The organism is Pseudoprimorskyibacter insulae (assembly GCF_900302505.1).
Classification (GTDB): domain Bacteria; phylum Pseudomonadota; class Alphaproteobacteria; order Rhodobacterales; family Rhodobacteraceae; genus Pseudoprimorskyibacter; species Pseudoprimorskyibacter insulae.
In genome coordinates this window covers 210,608-236,332 of the sequence record NZ_OMOJ01000001.1, presented here as the reverse complement: position 1 = coordinate 236,332, position 25,725 = coordinate 210,608, and the positions used below count along the sequence as shown (strand labels likewise).

The 25,725-nt window shown below is 59.5% G+C and carries 30 protein-coding genes; 15 read left to right on the top strand and 15 right to left on the bottom strand.

The features are described from left to right. Positions 1-27: 27 nt before the first annotated feature. Positions 28-918, bottom strand: a complete 891-nt coding sequence (locus tag PRI8871_RS01225) for a porin (RefSeq protein ID WP_181389336.1) — start codon at positions 916-918, stop codon at positions 28-30. 263 nt (positions 919-1,181) lie between these two features. On the opposite strand from PRI8871_RS01225, the gene PRI8871_RS01220 reads away from it, so the two are divergent. Beyond that, positions 1,182-1,658, top strand: a complete 477-nt coding sequence (locus PRI8871_RS01220; protein ID WP_108884365.1) for a DUF3576 domain-containing protein — start codon at positions 1,182-1,184, stop codon at positions 1,656-1,658. 3 nt (positions 1,659-1,661) lie between these two features. Here PRI8871_RS01220 and PRI8871_RS01215 read toward each other — a convergent pair whose 3' ends face one another. Both PRI8871_RS01215 and PRI8871_RS01210 read right to left on the bottom strand, forming a co-directional pair. Further along, positions 1,662-2,921, bottom strand: a complete 1,260-nt coding sequence (locus tag PRI8871_RS01215) for a glycosyltransferase family 4 protein (protein ID WP_108884364.1) — start codon at positions 2,919-2,921, stop codon at positions 1,662-1,664. Positions 2,922-3,004: 83 nt separating this feature from the next. Continuing rightward, positions 3,005-3,301: an HNH endonuclease gene (locus PRI8871_RS01210; protein WP_108884363.1), complete on the bottom strand. Its 297-nt coding sequence runs from the start codon at positions 3,299-3,301 to the stop codon at positions 3,005-3,007. Positions 3,302-3,345: 44 nt separating this feature from the next. Between PRI8871_RS01210 and PRI8871_RS01205 the strand changes: the two genes are divergently transcribed. Further along, positions 3,346-4,545 carry a TIGR03862 family flavoprotein gene (locus PRI8871_RS01205; protein WP_108884362.1) on the top strand — a complete coding sequence of 400 codons (1,200 nt, stop codon included), beginning with the start codon at positions 3,346-3,348 and terminating at the stop codon, positions 4,543-4,545. A gap of 4 nt (positions 4,546-4,549) precedes the next feature. Here PRI8871_RS01205 and PRI8871_RS01200 read toward each other — a convergent pair whose 3' ends face one another. From PRI8871_RS01200 to rpsD, 4 genes are all read right to left on the bottom strand, one after another. Next, positions 4,550-5,440 carry an extensin-like domain-containing protein gene (locus PRI8871_RS01200; protein ID WP_108884361.1) on the bottom strand — a complete coding sequence of 297 codons (891 nt, stop codon included), beginning with the start codon at positions 5,438-5,440 and terminating at the stop codon, positions 4,550-4,552. Continuing rightward, positions 5,437-6,354: a prephenate/arogenate dehydrogenase family protein gene (locus PRI8871_RS01195; RefSeq protein WP_108884360.1), complete on the bottom strand. Its 918-nt coding sequence runs from the start codon at positions 6,352-6,354 to the stop codon at positions 5,437-5,439. The genes PRI8871_RS01200 and PRI8871_RS01195 overlap by 4 nt, the downstream gene beginning before the upstream one ends. Then, positions 6,351-7,439 (bottom strand): histidinol-phosphate transaminase, encoded by a 1,089-nt coding sequence (gene hisC, locus PRI8871_RS01190; protein WP_108884359.1) that lies wholly within the window; start codon positions 7,437-7,439, stop codon positions 6,351-6,353. The genes PRI8871_RS01195 and hisC overlap by 4 nt, the downstream gene beginning before the upstream one ends. A 174-nt stretch (positions 7,440-7,613) precedes the next feature. Then, positions 7,614-8,234, bottom strand: a complete 621-nt coding sequence (gene rpsD, locus PRI8871_RS01185) for a 30S ribosomal protein S4 (protein ID WP_108884358.1) — start codon at positions 8,232-8,234, stop codon at positions 7,614-7,616. Between the two features lie 278 nt (positions 8,235-8,512). On the opposite strand from rpsD, the gene PRI8871_RS01180 reads away from it, so the two are divergent. Together PRI8871_RS01180 and PRI8871_RS01175 are read left to right on the top strand one after the other, a co-directional pair. Beyond that, positions 8,513-10,222 (top strand): tetratricopeptide repeat protein, encoded by a 1,710-nt coding sequence (locus tag PRI8871_RS01180; protein ID WP_245897744.1) that lies wholly within the window; start codon positions 8,513-8,515, stop codon positions 10,220-10,222. Beyond that, on the top strand, positions 10,209-11,024 hold the full coding sequence (locus tag PRI8871_RS01175) for a 4-(cytidine 5'-diphospho)-2-C-methyl-D-erythritol kinase (RefSeq protein WP_108884356.1): 816 nt from the start codon (positions 10,209-10,211) through the stop codon (positions 11,022-11,024). Before PRI8871_RS01180 ends, PRI8871_RS01175 begins: the two co-directional genes overlap by 14 nt. On the opposite strand, the gene PRI8871_RS01170 is transcribed toward PRI8871_RS01175, so the two are convergent. Further along, positions 11,017-12,018 carry a polyprenyl synthetase family protein gene (locus tag PRI8871_RS01170; protein WP_108884355.1) on the bottom strand — a complete coding sequence of 334 codons (1,002 nt, stop codon included), beginning with the start codon at positions 12,016-12,018 and terminating at the stop codon, positions 11,017-11,019. The two genes, PRI8871_RS01175 and PRI8871_RS01170, sit on opposite strands and share 8 nt — an antisense overlap. A 54-nt stretch (positions 12,019-12,072) precedes the next feature. Between PRI8871_RS01170 and PRI8871_RS01165 the strand changes: the two genes are divergently transcribed. From PRI8871_RS01165 to PRI8871_RS01155, 3 genes are all read left to right on the top strand, one after another. Next, positions 12,073-12,288 (top strand): putative signal transducing protein, encoded by a 216-nt coding sequence (locus tag PRI8871_RS01165; protein ID WP_108884354.1) that lies wholly within the window; start codon positions 12,073-12,075, stop codon positions 12,286-12,288. After that, a complete protein-coding gene (locus PRI8871_RS01160) occupies positions 12,278-13,051 on the top strand; it encodes a tRNA1(Val) (adenine(37)-N6)-methyltransferase (RefSeq protein WP_108884353.1) in 774 nt (257 codons plus the stop codon). The genes PRI8871_RS01165 and PRI8871_RS01160 overlap by 11 nt, the downstream gene beginning before the upstream one ends. A 116-nt stretch (positions 13,052-13,167) precedes the next feature. Further along, entirely contained in the window at positions 13,168-13,332 is a 165-nt protein-coding gene (locus PRI8871_RS01155) for a YdcH family protein (RefSeq protein WP_108884352.1), read from the top strand. 54 nt (positions 13,333-13,386) lie between these two features. Here the strand turns inward: PRI8871_RS01155 and gcvA are convergent, their stop codons facing one another. The 5 genes from gcvA to PRI8871_RS01130 all read right to left on the bottom strand — a co-directional run bounded on the left by gcvA (position 13,387) and on the right by PRI8871_RS01130 (position 17,969). Next, a complete protein-coding gene (gene gcvA / locus PRI8871_RS01150; protein WP_108884351.1) occupies positions 13,387-14,325 on the bottom strand; it encodes a transcriptional regulator GcvA in 939 nt (312 codons plus the stop codon). Between the two features lie 306 nt (positions 14,326-14,631). Further along, a complete protein-coding gene (gene phbB, locus PRI8871_RS01145) occupies positions 14,632-15,354 on the bottom strand; it encodes an acetoacetyl-CoA reductase (RefSeq protein WP_108884350.1) in 723 nt (240 codons plus the stop codon). 150 nt (positions 15,355-15,504) lie between these two features. Then, positions 15,505-16,680, bottom strand: coding sequence for an acetyl-CoA C-acetyltransferase (locus PRI8871_RS01140; RefSeq protein WP_108884349.1), 1,176 nt, complete (start codon positions 16,678-16,680; stop codon positions 15,505-15,507). Positions 16,681-16,804: 124 nt separating this feature from the next. Continuing rightward, positions 16,805-17,644, bottom strand: a complete 840-nt coding sequence (locus tag PRI8871_RS01135) for an EAL domain-containing protein (RefSeq protein WP_370741844.1) — start codon at positions 17,642-17,644, stop codon at positions 16,805-16,807. A 79-nt stretch (positions 17,645-17,723) separates the two neighbouring features. After that, positions 17,724-17,969 (bottom strand): accessory factor UbiK family protein, encoded by a 246-nt coding sequence (locus PRI8871_RS01130; protein ID WP_108884348.1) that lies wholly within the window; start codon positions 17,967-17,969, stop codon positions 17,724-17,726. Between the two features lie 96 nt (positions 17,970-18,065). Between PRI8871_RS01130 and lgt the strand changes: the two genes are divergently transcribed. The 6 genes from lgt to PRI8871_RS01105 all read left to right on the top strand — a co-directional run bounded on the left by lgt (position 18,066) and on the right by PRI8871_RS01105 (position 22,614). Continuing rightward, on the top strand, positions 18,066-18,968 hold the full coding sequence (gene lgt, locus PRI8871_RS01125) for a prolipoprotein diacylglyceryl transferase (RefSeq protein ID WP_108884347.1): 903 nt from the start codon (positions 18,066-18,068) through the stop codon (positions 18,966-18,968). Beyond that, the gene (locus PRI8871_RS01120; protein ID WP_108884346.1) at positions 18,955-20,016 is read left to right on the top strand and encodes a class I SAM-dependent methyltransferase; all 1,062 of its coding nucleotides are present in this window, start codon (positions 18,955-18,957) and stop codon (positions 20,014-20,016) included. Before lgt ends, PRI8871_RS01120 begins: the two co-directional genes overlap by 14 nt. After that, positions 20,013-20,762 carry a peptidoglycan editing factor PgeF gene (pgeF, locus tag PRI8871_RS01115; RefSeq protein WP_108884345.1) on the top strand — a complete coding sequence of 250 codons (750 nt, stop codon included), beginning with the start codon at positions 20,013-20,015 and terminating at the stop codon, positions 20,760-20,762. The genes PRI8871_RS01120 and pgeF overlap by 4 nt, the downstream gene beginning before the upstream one ends. A gap of 237 nt (positions 20,763-20,999) precedes the next feature. Next, positions 21,000-21,143 (top strand): hypothetical protein, encoded by a 144-nt coding sequence (locus PRI8871_RS19470; RefSeq protein ID WP_181389335.1) that lies wholly within the window; start codon positions 21,000-21,002, stop codon positions 21,141-21,143. Positions 21,144-21,497: 354 nt separating this feature from the next. After that, entirely contained in the window at positions 21,498-21,698 is a 201-nt protein-coding gene (locus PRI8871_RS01110) for a hypothetical protein (protein WP_108884344.1), read from the top strand. 133 nt (positions 21,699-21,831) lie between these two features. Further along, positions 21,832-22,614 carry a Hint domain-containing protein gene (locus PRI8871_RS01105; RefSeq protein ID WP_245897743.1) on the top strand — a complete coding sequence of 261 codons (783 nt, stop codon included), beginning with the start codon at positions 21,832-21,834 and terminating at the stop codon, positions 22,612-22,614. Positions 22,615-22,617: 3 nt separating this feature from the next. Here the strand turns inward: PRI8871_RS01105 and PRI8871_RS01100 are convergent, their stop codons facing one another. Then, on the bottom strand, positions 22,618-23,118 hold the full coding sequence (locus tag PRI8871_RS01100; protein ID WP_108884343.1) for an Lrp/AsnC family transcriptional regulator: 501 nt from the start codon (positions 23,116-23,118) through the stop codon (positions 22,618-22,620). A gap of 198 nt (positions 23,119-23,316) precedes the next feature. Here PRI8871_RS01100 and trxB point away from each other — a divergent pair, with 198 nt between their 5' ends. Continuing rightward, positions 23,317-24,264: a thioredoxin-disulfide reductase gene (trxB, locus tag PRI8871_RS01095; RefSeq protein ID WP_108884342.1), complete on the top strand. Its 948-nt coding sequence runs from the start codon at positions 23,317-23,319 to the stop codon at positions 24,262-24,264. A gap of 167 nt (positions 24,265-24,431) precedes the next feature. Then, positions 24,432-25,256, top strand: coding sequence for a DMT family transporter (locus PRI8871_RS01090; protein ID WP_245897742.1), 825 nt, complete (start codon positions 24,432-24,434; stop codon positions 25,254-25,256). On the opposite strand, the gene PRI8871_RS01085 is transcribed toward PRI8871_RS01090, so the two are convergent. After that, positions 25,210-25,650, bottom strand: a complete 441-nt coding sequence (locus PRI8871_RS01085) for an NUDIX domain-containing protein (protein ID WP_108884340.1) — start codon at positions 25,648-25,650, stop codon at positions 25,210-25,212. The genes PRI8871_RS01090 and PRI8871_RS01085 overlap by 47 nt on opposite strands. Positions 25,651-25,725 lie beyond the last annotated feature (75 nt).

The window sequence follows — 25,725 nt, the reverse complement described above, 5'->3', positions numbered from 1 at the left end:
TCCCGTTCAATCAACCGTAAGGGTTGATTAGAACTTCATTGCCACACCGAAGTCGGCCTGGGTCACGTCGTTGACTTCGCCGAAGCCACCAGCAACGGACAGACCGCCGCCGAGGTCATACGAAGCGCCGATGCCGAAGCCCGACTGGGTCTTGCCGGCTTTGGTCGGGTGAGCCGAGTCGTTCTGAGCGTAGGTTGCGGTCAGCGTCAGAGCGTTCATCGAGTAACCAACGCTCAGACCCATTGCGTTCAGGTCTTTTGCACCAGTTGCCGACTGCTGAGCGAACAGAGCGTTAACCGAGAACGCGTCCATTTTGTAGCCCAGTGCCAGGGTTGCGGTGTTCTTGGTTGCAGCACCGGTGGTTTTGTCGGTGTTGTAGCCAACTGCAACGTTGAAGCCGCTGAACGAACCCGAAACAGCGATTGCTGCGTCTTTGGAGTCCGAACCGGTCGACACAACGAACGACACCGAGTCAAGTGCGTACGAAACGTTGATGTTGTGCGAACCGCCAGCGGTGTATGCTTCTGCGATGTTGTCAACGCCGATGCCGAACAGGCCAGCGTCTGCGATGTTCTGGATGCCATCGTCAGCTGCGTCAACGGCACCAACGGTCAGCTTCAGGCCGCCGAATGCGATGTATGCTTCCGGATCACCGATCACGTTCTGAGTGGTTGCGGTGTCGGTCTGGGTGGTGTCGAGGTCCAGCGAAGCGCCGAATGCAACGCCGTTGTCCGACTCGCCCGATGCGTTGATGCCGAAGTCCAGCTCGGTGATAACAACCGAAGTTGCTTTGGCGGCGCCAACTTTACCGGTGTAATCAACACCGATTTTAGCAGCTGCGTTCAGCGAGATGTCGCCAGCGGCGGCGAAGCCAGCGGTTGCAACCAGCGCGGTGGTGGCAAGAATGATCTTTTTCATTGTTTCCCTCATGTGTTCGTAAGGCACGTACCAATCCGGAAGCCCGGGTTTGATGAAGGTTCTATGCTCCTTCGAGGCGTATCTTTGCAAGTCGTCGTCCCGGCAGACGGGCAACAAGGCGATTAGTGATGCGCAATTGCCACAAGATTTGCCCAGGGTTTCGCCATGTCACGGAAATGGCCGGGAAAATCTGTGACTTGTTCCTGTGCCTCTCGACCGTTATTCAAAAGGGGATAGAGGGCTGTATAAGCAGGAGACCGCTCATGACATATGCGCGTTTGCCGAAAATCGCACTAATGAGTGGCGTGATCGCCATTTTGGTATCCTGCGGGCCACAAGCGCCCCTTTCGCAGGAAGAACGGCTAGAGCAAGAGGCTCGTGCCAAGGGTGAGTCGGGCAGCAGCCTGCGTGACCTGTTCGCCCCCAAGAAGGACTTTGGCCAGCTTGGCGCAGTAAACAAGTACATCTGGAATGCGTCGCTTGAGGTGCTGAACTTCTTGCCGATTACCAATGTGGACCCATTTACCGGCGTTATCACCACCGGTTACGGCACCCCGCCGGGCGGTGGCCGCGCCTATCGCGCGACGATCTATGTATCGGACCCGGCATTGGAAGCGCGGTCGTTGAAAGTGGCGCTCGCCACCAAAAGCGGCCCGGCCAGCGCATCGACCGCCCGCGCATTGGAAGATGCGATTCTGACGCGCGCCCGTCAGTTGCGGGCCCGCGACAGCCGTTTCTAAGCTTCAGTCTAAAGGCGGGCGCGGCGAAAGCTGCGCCAGCTTGGTCACCCAATCCAGCTGATTGGGCAGGCAAACACTCCGCAAGTCATAGTTTTTGACCACAAATTCGCGCGCCTGTTTGCCCAAGTGACGACGCTCTTCTTCGTTCTCCAGCAGATCACAGACCTTTTCGACCAAGGCTTCCTTGTCGAAGAAATCGACCATACGGCCGGTTTCGCCTTCGGTCATGACCTCTTTGACAGGGTCCGTGCCGCTGGCGACAATGGCACATTCTGCGCTCATCGCCTCTAGCAGCGACCACGACAAAACGAAGGGATAGGTCAGATAAACGTGCACGCGGCTGACCTGCATCATCGCAAGGAATCGGTTGTACGGCACGCGGCCAAGGTAATGCACCCGCGCCCAATCCTCGTCCGAGATTTGGTCCCGGACCTCATCAATAAAGATCTGTTTCCACGTCTTACCGTCCGGCGCTTTGGCACCATAGCTGACCTCATCCCCGCCAAGCAGAACGACCTGCGCGTTTGGACGACGGCGCAGCAGTTCCGGCAGGGCGCGCATAAAGACGTGATAGCCGCGATAGGGTTCTAGGTTGCGGTTGATGAAGGTAATCACTTCATCATCGCGCGTTACCGTCTTGCCATCCGTCAGTTCCAGCACCGCCTGGGCATTCGGCACCACGGCTTCGGTGTTCACGCCGTCATGGCAGACGGTGATTCTGTCCTGATAGATGTCCGGGAATGTATCGGCCTGGAACCGCGTAGGGCTAATTCCGGCATCCATGACCTCTTCGTGCAGACGGTTGTTCAGATTCTTCAGGCGAATCCGCAAACGGTCCATCTCTTCGGATTGACTGGGGAATTCGGGATCGAAGTTGATGAACGGGTAAGTCGTCAGGTGATACAGTTCACAGTAAAGGCCCAGCCGCGCGTTTGGCCAAACGTCTTTCAAGAACATGCTTTCGCCCCAGCCGTGATGCGCCATGATAATATCGGGCGAAAACCCCAGCTCCTTCAGGTGCATCGCCGCGTTATAGCAACTATGTCCGCGCAGCAGTTTGGTTTCGAAATCCATCAGCCAAGGATGAATGCCTTTGGTGCTGCTGCCTTTGATGCCGTAGGGCAAGACATTCACACCATTCCACTTGGTTTGCTTTTTGACTTTGGGTGTCAGCGCGACGACCTGATGCCCAAGCTGGACCAAAGCCGGGGCCAAATGTTTGTACTGACCGGGAAAATTTTGATGAATCAATAAGATCTTCATTAGAAAAACACCTTGGTATTGGTCCCCATACTATAACCACCCGCGGCGGGCGCGGCCAATTTCTTTTGCCGCCTTGGCGGATCTCAGCGCTTTCGCCGCCCACCTGCTGTGCGCTTATGAAAGCTCGGTGGGCGCTTGGCCACCCATTTTACAAAGGCCGAAAGTCGCGGGTGCTGCTGCAATGCGGCAATCGAATTAAAGCTGCGCGCCAACTCGGCCTCTGTCAATGTGGCGTGAATTTCATTGTGGCAAATCTGATGAAGCAGAACGGTCGGCCCGTTCTTGCCCCCTTTCAATCGGGGAATCAGATGGTGCAGGCTTTGCTTGGCGTCTGGCGGAATGGGACGCCCGCAAAGGGGGCAGATCGGATCGTCGCTCATGCGCAAAGACTTGTGCCGGTCGCCCCCACTTGGCAAGAGACCTCATGACCGAAAACACCGCCCTGCCCGTTCAAACCTTGGATGCCTTCGTGATTGGGGGCGGCCCGGCTGGGCTGATGGCCGCGCAGGCGCTTTTGGATGCGGGCCGAGCCGTTGTTTTGGCTGAGGCGAAGCCAACCGTTGGACGAAAATTCCTGATGGCAGGCAAAAGCGGGCTGAACCTGACCAAGGACGAACCGTTTGAGGCTTTCATGGCCGCATATCTTGGCGATGCCGCGCATCTGCGCCCGATGATCGCACAGTTTGGGCCGCAGCAGGTCAAGGACTGGGCCGAATCCCTAGGGCAAACCCTGTTCACCGGGTCCAGCGGGCGCGTTTTTCCGACTGTTATGAAAGCCTCGCCTTTGTTGCGGCAGTGGATGGCACAGCTTCAGGCGCAGGGGCTCGATCTGCGGGTTGGGCACCGCTGGATCGGCTGGAACGGCGATTCGACCTGCTTGGACGGGCCGGATGGGCCCTATTTGGCCAATGCCAAGGTCACGATTCTGGCTTTGGGCGGCGGAAGCTGGGCGCGATTGGGTTCTGACGGGGCGTGGCGCACGTATTTTGAGGGCGAAGGGATTCGCCTTGTTCCGTTCGCGCCGTCGAATGCTGGGCTTCAGATCACTTGGTCCCAGCATATGACCGCCCATTTCGGCGCACCGTTGAAAAACACAGTCTTCAAAGCGGGCGATCTGACCTCACGCGGTGAGGCGGTGATCTCATCCCGAGGGTTTGAGGGCGGCGGAATCTATCCGCTTGGGCCTGCGTTGCGTGATGGGGCCAGCCTGAAATTGGACCTGCTGCCCGATCAAACCGGGCAAGCGCTGACCGCGAAACTGGCCAAACCGCGGGGCAAGCAAAGCCTGTCGAACCATCTGCGCAAGGTCACGCGGCTATCGCCTGCCACCTTGGCCCTGATCAACGAAGTCGCGCGGCCCTTGCCGAACGATCCGGCGGCTTTGGCCCATTTGCTGAAGAACCTAACCGTTCCGCACAACGGATTGCGCCCCTTGGACGAGGCGATTTCAACCGCGGGCGGCGTGCCCTTTGACGAATTGACGCCTGATCTGATGCTGAAAAAACGCCCCGGCACCTATTGCGTGGGCGAGATGCTGGATTGGGACGCGCCGACCGGCGGATATTTGCTGACAGCCTGCCTTGCGACGGGGCTTTGGGCCGGTCAGCGGGCCGCCAAGGCCTGACGCATCAGCGGCAGTAGGCCCCGCTGCGATACCGCGCCGTGTCGAAATGGAAGTGATCCTTATGAAAGTGATCCGATTCCGGGCCAAGCACAGTGCCGAATGGCCCGCAGGCCTGCTTGTGCAGACGCTTCATCAACTTGCCATACTGGCGCGAGGCCCAATCGTTCAGCACCGTCAAAGTCGTTCCATCGCGCAACCGGATGCCAGAAATGTCGATCGCGCGGCCACGGCCATGTTCCGAAATCTTGGCGCCGGGCTGGTTGTTGCGCGGCCGGCAAGCGTAATGCGCGGCAACGCGGATCTGGCTGACACCGCCGCCACTATTGCCAACGCCGGGAATCAGCGACCGCTGCACCCACGTTTGCAAGGCTTGCGCTGTTGAACAGTCCATCAGCGCCGCTTGGCTGAGCGGGATGCCTTCGACCGACCGCAGACGCACCGCATCACGGATGCCACAACCGTCAAATTTCCCAGGCACATAGCCCACATTGTCGCCTTGCAAACCGCGATCGCCGCAGACCATCCCGCGACGCAATTCGCGACGCCGCGCCAAGGCCTTTTCGACGATGACATCCGGGCGCATCTGCGGACGAAGCGACCGGCTGCGCCCCATCGAGGCGGGATAGACCGCCACGCCATCGGTGTTCGCGGCCAGATCATCCGACGTGATCGGCGCTTTCCACGGCAGGGCCGCCCGCAACCAAACCAGCGGGGCCAGATCCTGCGGGCGCAAGACCGGGCGCAACCGCGCGGGCGAGTTGGTCGAGATCATCGGTTCGGTCAGTTCCACAGCGGCGCGCGCCACAGGACGAAGCGACGTTTTCGGCCCATCTGCGGCCACAGGTGCCGCCAAAACCGATGCCGCAATGGCCAAACCAATGATCGTTTTCTTCATTTGCCCACCTTCGAGCGCCCGAAATCCGGCGCATCCGTATCCTGCCCGGCTTCGATAATACCTCGGCGGATCGCCCGTGTCCGGGTAAAATACGCGTGTAGGTGGTCGCCGTCACCTTTGCGGATCGCCCGTTGCAGGGCGAACAGTTCTTCGGTGAAGCGGCCAAGGATTTCCAGCGTGGCGTCTTTGTTGTTCAAAAACACATCGCGCCACATGGTCGGGTCAGATGCCGCGATCCGGGTGAAATCCCGGAAACCGGCGGCAGAATACTTGATGACCTCGGAGTCCGTCACGCGGCGCAGATCATCCGCCACGCCCACCATGGTATAGGCGATCAGGTGCGGCGTGTGGCTGGTAACGGCCAGAACCAGATCGTGGTGCTCGGCCTCCATCACATCGACGTTGGCCCCCAAGCCTTCCCAATAGGTCCGCATCCGGGCCAATGCGTCGGGGTCGGTGTTTTCGACCGGAACAAGCAGGTTCCAACGATTGTCGAACAGCGACGCAAAGCCCGATTCCGGCCCCGAATGTTCGGTCCCTGCCAGCGGGTGCGCCGGGATGAAATGCACGTTGTCCGGCAAATGCGGCTGAACGGCCTCAATCACCGTCCGCTTGACCGAGCCGACATCCGTGACGGTCGCGCCAGCCTTCAGATGCGGTGCGATTTGTTCGGCCACGGCGCCCATTGCGCCAACCGGAACGGCCAGCACAACAAGATCGGCGTCTTTCACGGCCTCTTCGACCGTATCGAACACATCGCAAAGGCCGATACGGCGGGCTGTATCACGGGTGGCCTGACTGCGGGCGAAACCGGTGATCGTGTTGGCCGATCCTGCGCGTTTCGTCGCCCAGATCATCGACGAGGCGATCAGGCCAAGACCGACAAAGGCAATCTTTTCAAAAACGACCGTCATTTTCGCGATGCCTTGAACTGACCGATGCAATGGGCCGCGCGGCGGCAGCTTGCCTCATCCCCGATGGTGATCCGTAGCGCGTTGGGCAGTTTGTAGCTGTCCACGCGGCGCACGATCAGGCCTTCTTTCTGAAGGAAATCGTCGCAGGCATGGGCCTCGGCCGGAGAGTTGAACCGCGCAAGGATGAAGTTGCCCATCGAGGTGTCGGACGGCACGCCATGTTCAGCCAGAGCTTCGGCCAGCCAAGTGCGCATGCGGGTGTTTTCAAAACGCGACCGTTCCACATAATCGCGATCGCGCACGGCGGCTTCGGCAGCGACCAGCGCAAGGTTCGACAGGTTGAACGGGCCGCGGATGCGGTTCAGCACGTCAATGATCGGCTTGGGCGCATAGCCCCAGCCTACGCGCATTCCGCCCAGACCGTAGATCTTGGAGAAGGTGCGCGTCATGACAACGTTGTCCCGACGCTCAACCAAACCCGCGCCGCCATCATATCCGGCGACATATTCGGCATAGGCCCCGTCCAGCACCAGAATAGCACCTTCGGGCAGACCTTTTGCCAGACGCTCCACCTCGGCCAGACCGATCATGGTACCGGTCGGGTTGTTGGGGTTGGCAATGAACACCAGCTTGGTGCGGTCTGTGCAGCCGTTCAGAATGGCATCCACATCGGTCATGCGCTGGTTTTCGGGCACCTCAACCGGGGTGCCGCCCGCCGCAAGCGTGCTGATGCGGTACATAGAAAACCCGTGTTCGGTATAGACGACCTCATCGCCCTGCCCGACATAGGCCTGACACAGGAAGTGGATGATCTCATCGCTGCCGACACCGCAGATGATCCGATCGACGTCCAGATTGTGGACCTGGGCAATGGCCGTGCGCAGTTCCAAATGATCGGTCGAGGGATAGCGGTGCACCTCGTGCGCGGCACGTTTGATGGCATCTTGCGCTGCGGGGCTGGGTCCAAAGGGGTTCTCATTCGAGCTGAGTTTGACCACATTGGCCACCCCATCAACCTTGGCTTTGCCGCCAACATAGAGCGCAATATCCATGATCCCCGGCTGGGGTTTGATCTGGTCTGTCATGGCTTTTGTCCCTCAGGTTCAGGGTCTCATAGCGTTCTGGCCATGCCAACGCCAGATGAAGAATGGCCCAAGAAAGGTGGACAAAGGGCTATGCGCGGCAATCGCGCAACGCTTGGACATAGAAAAAGGGCCGTACCAAACGGCACGGCCCCCAATCTGTCACTAAGACCCAGATTAGTTCTGAGCGTAGTATTCGATAACCAGGTTCGGTTCCATCATCACCGGGTACGGAACATCCGACAGGCCCGGGGTGCGAACGAAGGTTGCGGTCATCTTGCTGTGATCGGCTTCGATGTAGTCAGGAACATCGCGCTCGGCCGACTGAACGGCTTCCAGCAGAACAACCAGTTGCTTCGACTTGTCGCGAACTTCGATCACGTCGCCTTCTTTGACGCGGTACGACGGAATGTTCACGCGCTGACCGTTTACGGTCACGTGGCCGTGGTTCACGAACTGACGCGCAGCGAACACGGTCTGAACGAACTTGGCGCGGTAAACGACGGCGTCCAGACGACGCTCCAGCAGGCCGATCAGGTTTTCGCCGGTGTCACCCTTTACACGGGCGGCTTCTGCGAAGATGCGCTTGAACTGCTTCTCGGTCATGTCGCCGTAGTAGCCTTTCAGCTTCTGCTTGGCGCGCAGCTGAAGACCGAAGTCCGACATTTTGCCCTTGCGGCGCTGACCGTGCTGGCCCGGACCATAGTCACGACGGTTTACCGGCGACTTGGGACGGCCCCAGATGTTTTCGCCCATGCGGCGGTCAATTTTGTACTTGGCAGACGTGCGTTTGGTCACGGCTGATCTCCTTCTTTGGATCGACGCCCGAATGGACGACTATGAAGGGCGTTGTCCTCTTGCCTTGCGGCATGACAGGGATCCCCTTACGGGGGCCACCAACACCAATGAAGCCGCGCTTATATGCGGATTCGGACCCGAGTCAACCACTGCCAAGGGGCGGACTGATTCAAATCCTTGTCATCGGGGCATCTGAGGCGGCGAAACCCTGCCGCCGCGCATTGCGCCTTGTGGCCCCGCGCACTACCTTCACCGCAACAAATCAAAAGGAGAGGCGCGTGCACACCAAGGCTGTCGGGCTGTTGCTATCTGTCGTTCTGGGGCTGGGCCACGCGGCCACGGCACAAACCTTGTCTGGTGCCTATCTGGCCGCCCGGCAAGCCGGGTTCGAACATGATTACGCGGCCTCAGCCGATTATTTCGCCCGCGCCATTCAACAAGACCCGGACCGGGTCGAATTTCTGGAACGCGCAACGCTGGCCTATCTGTCGCTTGGCGATATCGAACAGGCCCTGATTACGGCGGAACGACTGGAAGAGCTGGGGCAGCAAAGCACCGTGGCCCGAATGTCGATTGCCGCGCATCTGGGCCAGTCCGAACAGTATCAGGCCCTGTTGGACCGCCTGACCACCGATAACGCTGTTGGCCCGCTGGCAGACGGGTTTGTCCGCGCTTGGGCCCTGCTGGGCACCGGCGACATGAGCGCGGCGCTGACCGCCTTTGACCAGATCGGCCAAGATGAACCCACGCTTGCCAGCTTCGGTGCCTATCATAAGGCATTGGCCATGGCGACGGTCGGCGATTTCGAAGGGGCAGAGGCGCTGTTTTCCGGCGAAACCATTGGGCCGCTTCAAAACACCCGGCGCGGTGTCATCGCGCAGACCGAAATCCTAAGCCAGCTTGACCGTTATGACGATGCAATCGCCTTGCTGGATGCATCCTTCGGCGATCAGCTTGATCCGGGGCTGGAACAATTGCGCGCCGCATTACAATCGCGCACGCCGCAAACGCTGTCGATTGTTGCAGATGCACGCGAAGGGCTGGCCGAGACATTCTATACTCTGGCCAGTGCGCTTTCGAACGAAGCGGATGACGACTTTACCCTGCTGTATGCGCGGGTCGCGCTGCACATTCGTCCGGGCCACGCCGATGGGGTGCTGTTGACCGCGCAACTGCTGGAAGATCTGGGGCGGTACGAATTGGCCGTGGAAGCCTACAAAACCGTCCCCCGGTCTGACCCGACCTTTCACGCCGCCGAACTTGGCCGGGCCGCCGCATTGCGGGAATCTGACCGGATGGAGGCCGCTGTCGAGGTTTTGGAGAGCCTATCCGCAACGCATGGCAATATTCCCGCCGTTCATTCCAGCCTTGCCGATGTGATGCGCCGGATGGAACGCTATGACGAGGCTGCCGAATCCTACGATCTGGCGATTGCCCTGTATAAGGAACCTGCGCCAGAGCTTTGGCCGCTGTATTATGCGCGCGGCACGGTTCTGGATCAGCTGGATCGCTGGGACGAGGCCGAGGCCGATTTCCGCATGGCGCTGGATCTGAACCCCGGCCAGCCCAACGTGCTCAACTATCTGGGTTATTCCATGGTCCAGCGCGGCCTGAACCTTGATGAAGCGCTGGCCATGATCGAAGAGGCCGTCGCGATCCGCCCGGAAAGCGGCTACATCATCGACTCGCTTGGTTGGGTTCTCTACCGCCTTGGCCGCTATGACGAAGCTGTGCCGCATATGGAACGCGCGGCTGAACTGATGGCCGTAGACCCGATCGTCAACGATCACTTGGGCGATGTGTATTGGGCCGTTGGCCGCACACGAGAGGCCGAATTCCAGTGGCGCCGCGCCCTCTCGTTTGTGGAATATGAATCCACCGCCGAGGAATTGGACGCCGACCGCATCCGCCGCAAACTAGAGGTCGGGCTGGATCAGGTCTTGGCCGAAGACGATGAGCCGCCGCTGAAGGCCAATGACCAAAACTAAGGCTTTCGCCCCCGCCAAGATCAACCTGTGCCTACACGTCACCGGCCAACGCGCCGATGGCTATCATCTGCTCGACTCGCTGGTGGCCTTTGCCGAGGTGGGCGACCATCTGACCCTGACACGGTCCGAGGTGATGCAGTTGCAGGTCACTGGCCCCATGGCGCAAGGCGTGCCGACCGATGGGCGCAACCTGTGTTGGAAGGCGGCAAAGGCCTTCGGCCAGCCCGCCGCGATCACGCTGGACAAACATTTGCCCGCAGCGGCCGGGATCGGTGGCGGGTCGTCGGATGCGGCGGCGGTGCTGCGCGGAATGTCGGACCTTTACGGCACGCCTTTTGGCGGCGAAGCGCTGACGCTTGGGGCCGATGTGCCAGTTTGCATGGCGGCCCGCGCCGCCCGGATGGAAGGCATCGGCGAGGTGCTGACACCCTTGGCTCTGCCCCGTCTGCCGGCCGTCTTGGTCAACCCACGGGTCGAAGTATCAACGCCAGACGTTTTCCGCGCCTTGGCGTCCAAAACGAACCCGGCGCTAGAGCCTTTGCCCGCAGATGGGGCGGACGTCATCGCGTGGCTACGCGATCAGCGCAACGACTTGCAGCCGCCCGCAGTGGCGCTGCAACCGGTCATCGGCGATGTTCTGCAGGCGCTCTCCGCCTGCGAAGGCACGTTTTTGGCGCGCATGTCAGGATCGGGCGCCACGTGTTTCGCCATCATGGCATCGGACGAAGCTGCGGCACGCGCCGCAACTGCCCTTGGCCAAAAGCACCCAAACTGGTGGATTGCGGCAACCGCCCTTAGCTGATCCGCGCGACCACGTAATCGGCCAGATCGGTTAGCATGCTGCGGAAATCGCTTTCGGGCAGATGCGCCATGGCGGTCTTGGCCTTTTCGGCCCAGGCCAGCGCATCCTGACGGGTTGCCTCTAGCGTGCCGTGCTTGTGCAGCAAGGCAATCGCGTGCTCCAAATCGCCGTCCTGCTGGTCGCCCTTTTCGATGGTGCGCTTCCAGAAGGCACGTTCGTCGTCATCGGCGGCGGCGACGGCTTTAATCACCGGCAGCGTCAGCTTGCGTTCGCGGAAATCGTCACCGACGTTCTTGCCAGTGGCTTTGGTATCGCCCTGATAGTCCAGCAGGTCATCAACGATCTGGAAGGAAATCCCCAAGGCATCGCCGTAATCGAACAGCGCTTGGATCTGCGCCTCGGGCACACGGCTGATGACGCCGCCCACTTCAGTCGCCGCCGAGAACAGCGCCGCCGTTTTGCCGCGCACGACTTGCAAATAGATGTCTTCGGTTGTGGCCAGATCCTGCGCCGCCGACAGTTGCAGCACTTCGCCTTCGGCAATCGTCGCGGCCGCGTTGGACAGGATGTTCAGCGCTCGCAAATCTTCGGTTTCGACCATCAACTGGAAGGACCGCGCGAACAGGTAATCGCCCACCAGAACCGAGGATTTGTTATCCCAAAGCAGGTTCGCCGTAGGCCGCCCGCGCCGCTGTTTGCTTTCGTCTACCACGTCGTCATGCAGCAGGGTCGCGGTGTGAATAAACTCAACCGTTGCGGCCAGCTTGACGTGATCGTCGCCCTGATAGCCGCACATCCGGGCAGCCGCCAAAGTCAGCATCGGGCGCAGACGCTTGCCGCCCGCCTCAACCAAATGCGCGGTCACTTCGGGAATGCGCGGCGCGTGGCGCGACGCCATCCGATCCCGGATCAACGCATTTACGGCGTTCATGTCATCGGTCAGCGCCGCGGCCAACCGGTCATGCGGCTTGACGGAAGGATTGTCCAAACTCATTGCGCTCCCGTTTGCAGGCTCGACATTGGCGGGGCCTGCCCTTAGATCCCCAGTATGGAAGAGCTGCTACGAACCACCGATATCACATTGATTCCACTGGTCCGGTCCCTTCTTCAGGAGGAGGGTATAGACAGCTTTGAATTGGACGTAAACATGAGCATCCTTGAGGGGTCAATCGGCATCTTGCCGCGCCGCCTGATGGTGCGCAGCGGCGATCTGAACCGCGCCCGTGTCGTCTTGTTTGAAAACGGGGTGTCCCTTGACCGCTGACCGTTTCGCCGATGACGCGCTGACCGATAGCGCGTTCCTAGGCGGGCAGGTGCAGCTATTGCAGCCCAAAACAGGTTATCGCGCCGGGATTGACCCGGTTCTGCTGGCCGCGAGCGTGCCTGCGAAAGCCGGGGATCATGTGCTGGATCTGGGGTGCGGGGGCGGTGTGGCCATGCTCTGCGCTGCGGCGCGGGTGCCGGGCCTGCGCATTGCCGGGGTCGAACGCCAAGCGGCCTATGCCGATCTGGCGCGACGCAATGCCGCCCGCAACCAAACTGCCGCCGAGGTCGTCAATGCCGACCTGAGCGCCCTGCCCGCATCCCTTCGGCAGCATCAGTTCGACCATGTGATCGCCAACCCGCCCTATTTCGACCCCGCCGCCCGCACCGCCGCCACCGATGGCGGCAAGGAACTGGGGCTTGCCGAAGATACCCCGCTGGAAACCTGGGTGCAGATCGCCGCAAAGCGTCTTAGGCCCTTTGGCACGGCGACGTTTGTTCACCGCGCCGAAAGCGCACCGCGCCTTTTGGCAGCGATGGCCGCTGAATTGGGGTCTGTGCAACTTTGGCCGCTGATCCCGCGCGTCGGGCGGGATGCACGACTCATCCTCGTGCGGGGCCGAAAAGCGGGCAAAGCGCCCTTTCGGCTGCACGCCCCGCTTGTTCTGCATGACGGTGCACAGCATTTACGCGACGGCGAGGACTATTCGGCAAAAATCAGCGCAGTGCTCCGAAACGGAGAATCGCTCAATTTTCCCGAATAATCCGCCATTTAGCCGATTTTTGTAACAATATTGCGTAGACACCTTCGCATCTGCGGCGTGACAGGTGCGTTTTTCTGTGATGCACTGAAAGAACCACAATTCAGAAGGAGGTATCTATGTCGTTGAGTTCGCATGTGCAGGAACTGAAGCGGAAACACAAAACCCTGTCTGACCAAGTGGAAACGGCCCAGCGTGCGCCCGCATCGGACGGCCTGGAACTGGTCCACCTGAAGAAACAGAAGCTCAAGCTGAAGGAAGAGATCGAGCGTCTGTCGTCATAACCCCCCCTCACATATCGCGGTCACACGGCCCAACCCGTGTGACTGCTCCGCCGCTTACAGACCTTCGACTGCGACCACAGTCTTGTCAGTCCAAGTAGAGGCACCAAGTTCAGTCTCGCTTAGAACCCATGCCAAAAATGCCTCAACTTCGGGGCGTTTTGTTGCAGATTGCGGGCAAACAAACCGCAACTGACCCTTCGTGCTGACAGCCACATCAAACGGGGCGACCAAGCGGCCCGAATGCAAGTCATGCGCGGCCAAAGACCGCCGCGCCAGTAAAACACCGGTTCCCGCCAAGGCCGCGTCCATCGCGTGATCCGCCTGCGAAAACCGTGCGCCCGACGGGGCTGCGACGGTCATACCATTTGCCTTGAACCACGCCGTCCAATCTGGCACGGGCGAAAGAAACTCTAGACTTTCATCCACGATCAGTGGGGCTTGCAGCAGGCTTCCGGGCGTTTTGTATTTCTCGGCCAAGGCGGGTGTCATGGCCGGGCTGACCCATTCAGCCAGCAATGGATGCGAATATAGCCCCTCATCCGGCCCGGTGCCAAAGCGGATTGCGGCATCCACATCATCACGGGCAAAATCCATACGCCGGATTGAGGCAGCAAACCGCAATTCAATCCCTGGATGGTTGCGGGCAAATTCAAAGATCCGGGGGGCAAGCCATTTTGCCGTAATCACCGGGCCTGCCGTCACGGTCAGCGATTTGCCCCGCGTTTCCCGCAGCGCCGCCCGCCAGCCCGCCGTGATCCGATCGAACCCATCGCGCAGTGCATCGGCCAGCTTTTCCCCCGCTGGCGTCAATTCTACCGCCCGGTTCAGGCGGCGAAACACCGGGGCGCCCAGATGAGTTTCCAGCGATTTGATCTGAAAGGACAGGGCCGCGGGCGTTACTGACAGCTCATCCGCCGCCTTGGCAAAGGACATATGCCGCGCCGCCGCATCGAAGGCGCGTAGGGCGGTCAAAGGCGGCAGGCGGTCAGACATCAGTTAAACTCAGCTTAAGTGAACTCCTGAAAACTCTCGTTTGTCAGGAGGTCTGTCAAGAACGATATTAAACTCAATTGATCACCCCCTCACCCGAACGGAGCCCAGAGATGTTTGATATTGCGACCACGGAACAGAGCCGACGCGCCAATCAGAATGCACATGCAGCACGCGGCGACGCGATGCGCGGACTTTGGAACTGGATGTTCCCGTCCAAGATTTCCCGCTGACCCGGTGCACAGGGTCTTACGGGATGAAAAAGGGCCGGTCGCAGGACCGGCCCTTTGTTCTTGAGCGGAATTCTTCTTAGACGAAGAACTGTGCACCGTTTGCCGAAATGGTCGAGCCGTTGATGAAGCCCGAATCTTCGGCGGCCAGGAAGGCCACGCAGCGGGCGATCTCTTCCGGCTCGCCCAGACGGCCAGCGGGGATGCCCTTGATGATCTTTTCGCGGACCGATTCATCAATCGCCATAACCATTTCGGTGGCGATATAGCCGGGGCAGATGGCGTTGGCGGTGATGCCAAAACGTGCGCCTTCTTGTGCCAGCGACTTTACGATGCCCAGATCGCCCGCTTTGGTCGCGGCATAGTTCACCTGACCGGCCTGACCTTTCTGGCCGTTGATCGACGAAATCACGACAACGCGGCCAAACTGACGCTCACGCATGCCGGCCCATACCGGGTGCACGGTGTTGAAAACGCCGGTCAGGTTGGTGCCGATAACCTCATTCCACTGTTCCGGGGTCATGCGGTGGAACATGGCGTCGCGGGTGATGCCCGCATTGGCGACGACCGTGTCGATCGGGCCAAGGTCGGCTTCGACCTGCGCGATACCGGCCTTCGAGGCCTCATAATCGGCAACGTTCCACTTATAGGTCTTGATGCCGGTGGCTTCGGTGAAGGCGGCGGCCTTCTCGTCATTGCCGGCGTAGGTGGCTGCGACCTCGTAGCCTTCTGCTTTCAGCTTCTTAGAGATCGCTTCACCGATGCCGCGGCTGCCGCCGGTGACGAGTGCTACTCTTGCCATGGGTTCCCTCCAGTTCAAATGGCTCGGTAACTTTGCTACCGAAAATAAAAATGATGCGCAATATTATTGCGCGGCCAATCCTGCGACATTTCGCATGTCGAAAGGCCCCCTCGATAAAAAAGGGCGCCTTGGCGGCGCCCCTTCCTATTGTCAGTCACGCTCAACACAAAGCGCGACGCCCATGCCGCCGCCGATGCAAAGCGTGGCGAGGCCTTTTTTGGCATCGCGGCGCTTCATTTCGAACAGCAGGGTGTTCAGGATACGTGCGCCCGAAGCGCCGATCGGGTGACCGATGGCGATTGCGCCGCCGTTCACGTTAACGATTGCCGGATCCCAACCCATGTCTTTGTTCACGGCACAGGCCTGCGCGGCGAATGCTTCGTTGGCTTCGACCAGATCCAGATCTTCGGCTTTCCAGCCAGCCTTTTCCAGCGCTTTGCGCGACGCGTGGATCGGGCCAACGCCCATGATCGACGGGTCAAGGCCGGCGGTGGCGTAGGATGCGATGCGGGCCAGCGGTTCAATCCCGCGCTTGGCAGCATTGTCAGCCGACATCAGCAGAACGCCGGCCGCGCCGTCGTTGATGCCCGATGCGTTGGCCGCGGTGACCGAACCGTCTTTGGTGAAAGCCGGGCGCAGTTTCTGCATGGCTTCGATGGTTGCGCCGTGGCGGATATATTCGTCTTTGTCGACCACGATGTCACCCTTGCGGGTCTTGATGGTGAAGGCGATCACCTCGTCGTCGAACTTACCGGCCTTTTGCGCGGCTTCGGCCTTGTTCTGCGAAGCGACGGCGAACGCGTCCTGCACTTCGCGGCTGATCTGCCATTGGTTGGCGACGTTTTCAGCGGTCTGGCCCATGTGATAGCCGTTGAATGCATCCCACAGACCGTCGCGGATCATGGTGTCGATGTAGGACACGTCGCCCATTTTGTAACCAGCGCGCAGGTGCGCGGCATGGGTGCTAAGCGACATGTTTTCCTGGCCGCCCGCGCAGACGATGTCGGCATCGCCAAGCGCGATGTGCTGGGCGCCCAGCATCACGGTGCGCAGGCCCGAGCCGCAAACCTGGTTGATGCCCCAGGCCGAGGCTTCTTTGGGCAGACCAGCATTGATGTGGGCCTGACGTGCGGGGTTCTGACCCTGCGCTGCCGTCAGAACCTGGCCGAGGATGGTTTCCGAAACCTCGCCCTTTTCGATTCCGGCACGCGCAACCAGCGCCTCCAGAACGGCCGATCCCAGATCATGTGCGGGGGTGTTGGCAAATGAGCCACTAAAACTGCCAACCGCGGTACGGGCAGCAGATGCGATAACGACATTGGTCATGGTTTATATCCTCTACCAATCGGGCGAGAGGTAGCCGTCGCGCGGATTTGCAACTCTTGGCCCCCCTCCGGTTCCGCGACGTCAATATGCCATTCTGCAGCGCAGAAAAACCGGACAGGGTGTCTCAGGCCCTTCTGCGCCCCTCCTGCGCAGTTGGCCACTGGGGCGACACGGTTGGTGCGCCAAAGTGGTATCCCTGCAGGCAATCGACGCCGATACTGGCAAGATACGCAGCATCTTCAGGGGCTTCAACCTGTTCAGCGATGACGAACATGTCGAATTGACGGGCCATGGAAAGCATGGCTTTGACGATCACTTGGTTGTCGGGATCTTGCCCAATATTTCGGCAGAATTGGCCGTCGATTTTCAAGATATCAAACTGAAAACTGCGAAAATGCCGGAACGCGGTAAAGCCTGCGCCAAAGTCATCCAAGGCGAAAGAGATTCCTTTTTTGCGCAGGTCGGTCATGAACCCGGACACCAGATCCGGCACGACCATGGCCGAGCTTTCGGTGATTTCGAGAATCAGCCGTTCCCCCAAGTTGGGATCACCGGCAAGCGCCCGGTCCAACACATCAGACCAAGGCCGATAGCCGACCGATCGCGCAGACATATTCACCGCGATGCGCAGATCGGGATACTTGACCAAAACCGCCAATCCCTGTTCCAGCGCCAGACAGTCAAGAATGCGGCCCGATTCCTGTTCTTCGACCACTGGCATGAAATCCCGCGCAGGGATGATTCTGCCGGTTTCATCCAGAACCCGGACGAAGCCTTCATAATAGGCGATGCGGGAAAAATCGGCGGATTGAACGACCGGCTGATAGGCCAGCATCACATCGCCATTGGAAATGGCGGCATGCACCATATCCATCACGCGGGAATCGCGGCGACGCAGCGCCTGCGTCAGGGGATCAGTGCCAGATTTGCGGGCGGCCTTGCGGCCGGTACGGGGGGATGTCACGGGCGCCTCCTATCAGGTGGGCGCAGCGTGGCATCCTTTGGCTTAACGTGGGTTTAAACGCGCAATGCGTCTAAAACTGTCAGGACTTGCCCGACTCCAGCGCATCCAGACGCGCTTTTAGCGCTTCGTTTTCTTCGCGGGCCTTCTGGGCCATGGCGCGAACAGCGTCGAATTCTTCGCGGGTCACGAAATCACGGTCCGCCAGCCAGCGGTCCATCATCGACTTCATGGCGTTCTCAGCTTCATCGCGAGCGCCCTGAGCCACCCCCATCGCATTGGTAAACAACTGCGAGATATCGTCAAAAACCTTGTTGCGCGTTTGCATTGGTCTCTCCGGCGTTACGTCTTGCCCCTATATGGGCCGACGCGGCCCCATCCACAAGGTTGACTTCCCCGATCCACCAGAGGCACAGAGACGCATATGAGCACAGGCATTCCATTCCCCAATCTCGCCCCCGAGATTTTCAGCATCGGGCTTTTCGGCTTTGAGTTTGCCCTGCGCTGGTACGCGCTGGCCTATATCGTCGGCATTGTTATCGGCTGGCGCTTGGTCGTCTTGGCGCTGCGGCGCCCTACGATTTGGGCCAAAGACACGGCCCCCATGACCCCGGCACAGGTCGATGACCTGCTGACATGGGTCATTATCGGCGTCATCGCGGGCGGGCGGCTTGGCTACACCTTACTATATCAGCCCGCCTACTACCTGACCCACCCGGCCGAGATCTTGATGGTCTGGCAGGGCGGCATGGCCTTCCACGGCGGATTGCTGGGCGTAATTCTGGCCGTCTACCTGTTCTGCCGCAAAGGCGGACACCCGATTGCATCGACCGCCGATATGATGGCGCTTGGCGTGCCACCGGGGCTGCTGTTGGGCCGGGTTGCGAATTTCATCAATGCTGAACTTTGGGGTCGCCCGACCGATCTGCCATGGGGCGTGATCTTTCCGGGTGAATTCGCACAAAGCTGCGGTCAACCGTTTGGCGAATTGTGCGCACGCCATCCGTCTCAGCTCTATGAGGCAACGATGGAAGGCGTGCTTCTGGGCGGGTTGCTGATCCTGATGGCCTTCCGCTGGAATGCGTTGAAACGTCCGGGCCTGCTGGCTGGCACGTTCTTTGCTGGATACGGGTTTGCCCGCTTCGTCGTAGAGTTCGTCCGCCAGCCCGACGCGCAGTTCCAGACGCTGGACAATCCGCTTGGCCTTGCCCTGCATCTGAATGGCTACGGGCTGACCATGGGGCAGATCCTGTCGCTGCCGATGATCCTGATTGGATTGGGCCTTATACTATATACACGTCGGAAAGGGGCCGATGCCACCGCTTAAGCGCCATATCGTCAACCGCATTCAAGCCAATGGCCCAATGACCCTGGCCGAATATATGTCTGTATGCCTGCTGCATCCTGAGCACGGGTATTACACGACCCAGACAGCCCTTGGCGCGGATGGCGATTTCATCACCGCGCCCGAGATCAGCCAGATGTTCGGTGAATTGGTCGGGCTGTCGCTGGCGCAGGCGTGGCTGGACCAAGGCGCACCGTCGCCTTTCATGCTGCTTGAACTGGGGCCAGGGCGCGGCACACTGATGGCGGATATTCAACGCGCCACCGCGCGGGTTCCCGGTTTTCACGACGCCGCGCAGCTGCATCTGGTTGAGGCCTCGCCGCGAATGCGGGCGGCGCAAAAATCCGCCCTGCCGGATGCCGATCCGATTTGGCACGACGATCTGTCAACCCTGCCCGATCTGCCCACCTTCGCCGTGGCCAATGAATTTTTCGACGCCCTGCCGATCCGGCAATTCCAACGTGGCCAAGACGGCTGGTCTGAACGTGTGGTTGGATTGGATGGCGATGCGCTGACGCTTGGCCTGACCGCCGATGCGCCGCTTGCCCCGCTGGAACACCGCATGGCTGACACCAAAGACGGCGACATCGTTGAAACCTGCGCTACGGCGGAAGCGATCATCGACGCACTAACCGCCAAAATCGCCGACCACGGCGGCGCGGCCTTGGTCATCGACTATGGCGACTGGCATTCGTTGGGCGATACGTTTCAAGCCCTGCGCGGGCATAAAACGACCGATCCCTTGGCCGACCCCGGCCTTGCCGACCTGACCGCCCATGTGGATTTCGAGGCGCTGGCCAAGGCCGCGCGTTGCGCCCACAGCCGCCTGACGCCGCAAGGCGTGTTTCTGGAACGCCTTGGCATCACGCAGCGGGCGCAGGCCTTGGCCACCCGCATGAGCGGCCCGGCGCTTGAGGCCCATATTGCCGCACATCGCCGGTTGACCCATCCCGAAGAAATGGGACATTTGTTCAAAGTTTTGGGATTCTATCCTGAGGGGGCGACCCCTCCGCCCGGAGTTGAGGCATGACGCTCGAGATCATTACGTCCGATTCCCTGTCGCCGTTTCGCCACGGGTTCTTTACGCGTAAAGGCGGGGCATCCTCGGGCGTTTTTGCGGGATTGAACTGCGGGTCCGGGTCGTCCGATCAATCCGACGTCGTGGCCATCAACCGCGCCCGCGTGGCCGATGCGATGGAAGTTGCGTCGCTGACGACCGTGCACCAAACCCATAGCGCGGACGTTGTGACCGTGGATGGCCCGCTTGAAGGCCCGACGCCCAAGGCCGATGCGATGGTGTCGAATGTGCCGGGCATCGCCTTGGGCATTCTGACCGCCGATTGCCAGCCCGTACTATTTGCCGATTCCGATAATGGCGTTGTCGGCGCCGCCCACGCGGGCTGGAAAGGCGCGATTGGCGGGATCTTGGAAAATACGGTCGACGCCATGACCGCCATTGGCGCGGACCGCGCCAAGATTCGTGCCGTGATCGGTCCGTCGATCAGCCAACGCGCCTATGAGGTCGGGCCTGAGTTCTTTGAAAGCTTCATGGCCGAAGACGATGCCAGTGGCCGCTTTTTTGCCAAAGGCCAAGGGGACCGATTCTTGTTCGATCTTCCGGCCTTCGGACTGCACCGTCTGCGCGGTGTCGGAATCATGGCAGAGTGGACACGACACTGCACCTATTCGGACGCGAATAGATTCTATTCGTACCGCCGGTCGTGCCACGAAAAAGAGGCAGATTACGGCCGCCTCATCTCTGTCATTCGCGCCTAAACCCCTGTTATTGCACACAATGCGGAAACAAACTGTCCGATATTGAAGTATCGTATGCGTTCATCTGGTATCTTTCGTTACTCTACAATGGCTTAACGATAATTCCCATTAAGACCAAAAGTAGGCAGATATTTCCTTTAATTAACCTAACTTCGCCTAAGACACGCCCCAATCGAATGCGAATTTGATCCTGTCCGCGCAGTTAGGAACGCGGGATCGCATCAAAGGAACACAGAGATGAAAGCGCGTAACCGTTTCGTTAAGTCCATCGTGAAAACCGCGAAGACCACCGAAGTCGCTATGCCGTGGGATCGCGGTGCCCGCCGTGCAGCATTCGTTGCAAAGCGGAACATCAAGACCATCACGCTGAAATCCGCCTAATGCGATGCCACGCTGCGAGCGCCTGAAAAACGGCGCCGCCGCAGCAGCACCGGCAGCACGGAAACGTGACGCCTGACTGGCATCGCCCCAGCGGACTTCAGTGTACCGGCCAAGCGACAGGCCGAAGCCGCACGAATTCCACGGCTCATATTTCCGAACCACACAACCCCGCTGTCCAGCGGGGTTTTTGTTTGCCCAATGCGCACACCTTTAGATTGAGCGCGGTACGGAAACAGCATCTTTCGCGACGCCGCATTATCTCTATCGCGTCTAAAACATGCCCCAAAGATTTATCAAAAACGTTACAACGCAGCGAGGAACTGCGGACCATTACGAGCACCAAGGAAGACCCACATGTTTGGCAAGAAAACGCGCTTCACCCAGTCTGCAATCAAGGCCTCGGCCATGCAGCCCGCTCCGACCATGCCCTGGAGCGCAAAACGCACCGCCCAACATGTTGGCGATTCGACCGAAATTTCGGAAATAAGGCAAAACCGTCGCGGCGGCGCGAACAATGCTGAGGCGAAACGTCGATTGGGCTTTCGCCTGGCCTGAAACAGGCATCAATTTTGACAAAAGCCCACGATTGCGGCCAATCTGGCAATGCAGATAAACCGTAACGTGTCCTTCTGTTGTTGTTGGTGGGGGCCAGCACGGTAGTGACCAGCCTGTAAAAGGGGTGTTCACATTGTCTAGCCTTACCACGCGTGGCCTGTCTTCTGCCGGACTGGCCCCGACAACCTACCCGAACCAGCGGCCCGATGCGCGTGATGCGCGCCCGGCCATGGTCATGCGCAAATATCAGGTGCTGGCCCTTGGTTCGAACGGCGACATTCTGGAAAAGCAGGTTGTCGCCCCTGCCGTCCCAATGTTCGAAGATGCGGCTGGCGCTTTTGCGCGCGGCACTTTGATTACCACCGATCGCGGCCCCGTTGCCGTCGAAGACCTACTGCCCGGCGATATGGTCGAAACAGACCGCGGGCCAGAGCCGATCGCTTGGATTGGGTCCACCGTCTTTGTGCCCGGCGCGGGCGGTGCCAGCACGCATCTAACCAGCCTGACCCGCGTCACCAGCGAAGCCTTTGGCATGAACAAGCCCATGAGCCACATTCTGCTTGGCCCTGCGTCACGAATGGTTGTGCGCCGCGAAGCGTTGAAATCGCTGATTGGCCGTGCGTCCGTTTTGGTGCCAACAATCGATTTCCAAGATGGCGACCGAGTGTTTGCCGTCACGCCGCCCAGCTCAGTTCAGCTGTATCATATCGCGCTCAAGCGTCACGGGCTGATCATGGTCGGCAGTCTGGGCTTTGAATCCTATCATCCGGGCCGCAATGCCGCGACCGAACTGGGCCAGAACATGCGTAGCCTGTTCCTGTCGATGTTCCCGCACATCGAAGCCTTGGATGATTTCGGAGAATTGACCTACACCCGCACGACGCGGGAAGTGATCGACAATTTGGTGACGATCTGACCCTTAGGCAGAGCGGCTCAGCCGCTCTTCCAACACATCGAACGGGACGCCCGGATCATCTTTGGCGCCGCGAATGACCAACGATGTCTTAACGCTGCCGACGTTTTCGGCAGTGAGAAGTTCCGATGTCAGAAAGGTCTGAAACGTGCTGAGATCGGGCGCTACGCATTTCAGGATGAAATCCACCTCGCCGTTCAGCATGTGGCATTCGCGGACCAGCGGCCAAGACCGGCATTTGTCTTCAAACGCGCTCAGATCTGCTTCGGCCTGACTTTGCAGACCGACCATCGCGAAAACCTGCACCTCAAAGCCCAGTTCGCGTGAATTGATGTCAGCGTGATAGCCTTTGATGAAGCCCTGTTCTTCCAGAGTACGCACACGGCGCAGACAGGGCGGCGCGGAAATGCCAACACGTTTCGCCAGCTCAACGTTCGTCATGCGACCGTCGGCTTGCAATTCGGACAGGATCTTTCGATCAATCGGATCCAGTCTGTGGCCGGGCATTCCCAAACTCCTCTTTTTCCACTTTGTTATACCACACGGGCCATGGCGCGCAATAATGTTTCACGCAAGCGCAATATTATTAATGCTTCGATAGCAGGTTTGAACCGAAAGTGTGATCGACTCCCATGGGGTTTCCGCCATCGGGCAGGCTGTTTATATGCAGGACAAGATTAATCGATTCAAGCCAAGGGGCGCAGCATGTCCGAAACACGTCACACCAAGGTTCTTATCATCGGCTCTGGCCCGGCGGGCTATACCGCAGGGGTCTATGCAAGCCGCGCCATGCTGGAACCGATTTTGGTTCAGGGCATTGAGCCGGGCGGGCAATTGACCACCACAACCGAGGTTGAAAACTGGCCCGGCCACACCGAAATCCAAGGCCCCGACCTGATGGTTAACATGGAGGCCCACGCCCGCGCCATGGGCACCGAGATCATCGGTGACATCATCAACAAGCTGGACCTGAACCAACGCCCCTTCACCGCCCATGGTGACAGCGGCACGATCTACACAGCCGACGCAGTTATTCTGGCCACCGGTGCCCGCGCCAAATGGCTTGGCCTGCCGACTGAAGAAAAGTTCAAGGGCTTTGGCGTCTCGGCCTGCGCGACCTGCGACGGCTTTTTCTATCGCGGGCAAGAAATCGTTGTGATCGGCGGCGGCAACACCGCCGTAGAAGAGGCGCTGTTCCTGACCAACTTTGCCTCCAAGGTCACCCTGATTCACCGCCGGGACGAACTGCGTTCCGAGAAGATCCTTCAGGACCGCCTTTTCAAAAACCCAAAGATCGAAACCCTGTGGCATCACCAATTGGATGAAGTTTTCGGGACTGACTCGCCCCTAGGTGTCGAAGGCGTCCGGGTGAAAAACGTCAACACCGGCGAAGTATCTGAGATTCCGTGCAAAGGCGTGTTTGTTGCCATCGGCCACGCCCCGGCCAACGAATTGGTCAAGGATTCACTGGAAACCCACATGGGCGGCTATGTGGTGACCAAACCCGACAGCACCGAAACATCGATTCCGGGCGTCTTTGCGGCGGGTGACCTGACCGATCACAAGTATCGTCAGGCGATCACATCGGCCGGTATGGGCTGCATGGCGGCGCTTGAGGCTGAGCGTTGGCTGGCCGAGCAAGATGCACCCTAACCAAAAGTAGTGTTGCGCCACGGACCTCGTGGCGCAAAACTTCACATAGACATTTGTAACAAGTTTATATTTTCCGCGGATCACGTTTATAGTGCGCCGCAATGAATATTTTTGCGCTCACATGTCTGGCAATGGTCGCTTTCGCCGCCAACTCCGTCCTGAACAGGATGGCGGTTGGATATGGCTATATCGACTCGGTTGATTTCGCCACGATCCGTTTGCTGTCCGGGGCATTGTTCTTGTTTGCCGTCTTTTGCCTACGCAATGGCTGCATCAAAGTGCTTGTTCCGCAGCGCCCCTTGGCCGTGATCGCCTTGGTCACCTATATGCTGGGGTTTTCCGTCGCGTATCAGGGAATTGACGCTGGCATAGGTGCCTTGGTCTTGTTTGGTTGCGTCAATCTGACGATGTTCCTTGGGTCAATCCAACGCGGAGCGCGGCCAAGCGCTATCCGCTGGATTACCTCGGCCACGGCCTTTGGCGGGCTTGTCTGGCTGCTTTGGCCAGCGGGCAATGTGCCGATTTCTGCAACCAGTGTTGCCTTCATGATCATGGCCGGTGTCGGCTGGGGCCTGTATTCGCTGGCGGGTCAAGGGCTCAACAACCCGGTTCAGAACACCGCCGCGAATTTCATGCTGGCTGTTCCGATCTGTATCGTTTTGGGTCTGTTTTTCCCGCATGGCATTCAGCATTTTACCCCGCATTGGCCGGGTGTGGCGCTGGCCGTGCTGTCAGGCACAGTGATGTCGGGCCTTGGTTATTCGCTGTGGTATGCCATCCTGCCGCGCCTCAGCGCAACAAGCGCCGGTTTGGCGCAGCTGTCTGTACCGGTTTTCGCAATCTTGGGCGGTGCGCTGTTGCTGGGCGAAACGGTCACGGCGCGGATCTTCATTGCCTCGCTGATCGTTCTTGGCAGCATCGGCGTTTCCTTCCTGCTGGAAACGCCTAACGCACAATCCGTTCCAACGGATCGTAGTAAATCCCGCCTTTAAAGGCGATGTCCGGTAGGGAATCTGGCTTGAGCCGGATGTCAGCCAAATCTGGCGCCGCAAACCAACGCCGCTCCGTCACTACGCGCTCGGGGTCTTTCCAATCGTCGCTCAAAGCTCCGGACACCAACTGGCAGCGAAAGAACACCTCAACCTGATGGAACCCATCGTCGGGATTGTGAAATTCGTTCACAAGGCAAGGCGCACCGACGTCGATTCTCAGCCCCGTTTCCTCAAAGATTTCGCGCTTCAGGTTGTCGGGCAAGGACGATCCCCGCTCCACCCCGCCGCCCGGTGCACACCATAAATCGCTTTGGTTCCCAGAATAGGCATTGACCAGCAACAGACGGTCTTGGTGTATCAGCACGGCTCGGACAGCCAGTCGCGGCGGGCGCATGTCATTCTCCTGAATTTCTCTATTGGTACGCTGGCTGGCCTTGCTTCGACCAGTGGTTTCTGCCAATTCGCCGCC

Coding starts and splice junctions, on each gene's coding strand:
- PRI8871_RS01210 (WP_108884363.1), bottom strand. CDS start 3,301: ATGAGCGACGATCCGATCTGCCCCCTTTGCGGGCGTCCCATTCCGCCA.
- PRI8871_RS01085 (WP_108884340.1), bottom strand. CDS start 25,650: ATGCGCCCGCCGCGACTGGCTGTCCGAGCCGTGCTGATACACCAAGAC.
- gcvA (WP_108884351.1), bottom strand. CDS start 14,325: ATGTCTGACCGCCTGCCGCCTTTGACCGCCCTACGCGCCTTCGATGCG.
- lgt (WP_108884347.1), top strand. CDS start 18,066: ATGAGCACAGGCATTCCATTCCCCAATCTCGCCCCCGAGATTTTCAGC.
- pgeF (WP_108884345.1), top strand. CDS start 20,013: ATGACGCTCGAGATCATTACGTCCGATTCCCTGTCGCCGTTTCGCCAC.
- PRI8871_RS01130 (WP_108884348.1), bottom strand. CDS start 17,969: ATGCAAACGCGCAACAAGGTTTTTGACGATATCTCGCAGTTGTTTACC.
- PRI8871_RS01090 (WP_245897742.1), top strand. CDS start 24,432: ATGGCGGTTGGATATGGCTATATCGACTCGGTTGATTTCGCCACGATC.
- PRI8871_RS01120 (WP_108884346.1), top strand. CDS start 18,955: ATGCCACCGCTTAAGCGCCATATCGTCAACCGCATTCAAGCCAATGGC.
- PRI8871_RS01205 (WP_108884362.1), top strand. CDS start 3,346: ATGACCGAAAACACCGCCCTGCCCGTTCAAACCTTGGATGCCTTCGTG.
- PRI8871_RS19470 (WP_181389335.1), top strand. CDS start 21,000: ATGAAAGCGCGTAACCGTTTCGTTAAGTCCATCGTGAAAACCGCGAAG.
- PRI8871_RS01140 (WP_108884349.1), bottom strand. CDS start 16,680: ATGACCAATGTCGTTATCGCATCTGCTGCCCGTACCGCGGTTGGCAGT.
- PRI8871_RS01225 (WP_181389336.1), bottom strand. CDS start 918: ATGAAAAAGATCATTCTTGCCACCACCGCGCTGGTTGCAACCGCTGGC.
- PRI8871_RS01175 (WP_108884356.1), top strand. CDS start 10,209: ATGACCAAAACTAAGGCTTTCGCCCCCGCCAAGATCAACCTGTGCCTA.
- PRI8871_RS01155 (WP_108884352.1), top strand. CDS start 13,168: ATGTCGTTGAGTTCGCATGTGCAGGAACTGAAGCGGAAACACAAAACC.
- hisC (WP_108884359.1), bottom strand. CDS start 7,439: ATGACAGACCAGATCAAACCCCAGCCGGGGATCATGGATATTGCGCTC.
- PRI8871_RS01195 (WP_108884360.1), bottom strand. CDS start 6,354: ATGACGGTCGTTTTTGAAAAGATTGCCTTTGTCGGTCTTGGCCTGATC.
- PRI8871_RS01215 (WP_108884364.1), bottom strand. CDS start 2,921: ATGAAGATCTTATTGATTCATCAAAATTTTCCCGGTCAGTACAAACAT.
- PRI8871_RS01110 (WP_108884344.1), top strand. CDS start 21,498: ATGTTTGGCAAGAAAACGCGCTTCACCCAGTCTGCAATCAAGGCCTCG.
- PRI8871_RS01100 (WP_108884343.1), bottom strand. CDS start 23,118: ATGCCCGGCCACAGACTGGATCCGATTGATCGAAAGATCCTGTCCGAA.
- trxB (WP_108884342.1), top strand. CDS start 23,317: ATGTCCGAAACACGTCACACCAAGGTTCTTATCATCGGCTCTGGCCCG.
- PRI8871_RS01170 (WP_108884355.1), bottom strand. CDS start 12,018: ATGAGTTTGGACAATCCTTCCGTCAAGCCGCATGACCGGTTGGCCGCG.
- PRI8871_RS01220 (WP_108884365.1), top strand. CDS start 1,182: ATGACATATGCGCGTTTGCCGAAAATCGCACTAATGAGTGGCGTGATC.
- phbB (WP_108884350.1), bottom strand. CDS start 15,354: ATGGCAAGAGTAGCACTCGTCACCGGCGGCAGCCGCGGCATCGGTGAA.
- PRI8871_RS01165 (WP_108884354.1), top strand. CDS start 12,073: ATGGAAGAGCTGCTACGAACCACCGATATCACATTGATTCCACTGGTC.
- PRI8871_RS01200 (WP_108884361.1), bottom strand. CDS start 5,440: ATGAAGAAAACGATCATTGGTTTGGCCATTGCGGCATCGGTTTTGGCG.